General features: G+C 60.4%; 1 protein-coding gene. It reads right to left on the bottom strand.

Features of this window, described 5'->3' with window-relative positions; all coding sequences use genetic code 11:
- Positions 1–230 (bottom strand): hypothetical protein (locus tag ACSNOK_RS36600; RefSeq protein WP_436784946.1); only part of this gene is annotated, 230 nt, incomplete at both ends.

The raw sequence follows: 230 nt of genomic DNA, 5'->3' as shown, positions 1-230 counted from the left end.
CCCTCGGATCGTCCTCCGCCGGCTGCTTGTCCTTCTTCCGGCTTCGCTGCGGAAACCGGTTTTCCGTGTCAAAGGACTCGAAGATGGCTAACGTGTAACCCTCTTCGTCCTCGTCCCACTCGAAAGGACTGACGGTCCTGGACGGATTGAGCGCGGCGATGACACGAGGTTCGGAAAAACCTGACGCGTACAGCCTCGTCAGCCTGTACCAAGCACGCAGCGTCCCCAGC

The organism is Streptomyces sp. URMC 126 (assembly GCF_051386555.1).
Taxonomy (GTDB): Bacteria; Actinomycetota; Actinomycetes; order Streptomycetales; family Streptomycetaceae; genus Streptomyces.
The sequence above is the reverse complement of the archived record's forward strand: the minus strand, read 5'-3'. Positions and strand labels throughout refer to the sequence as shown.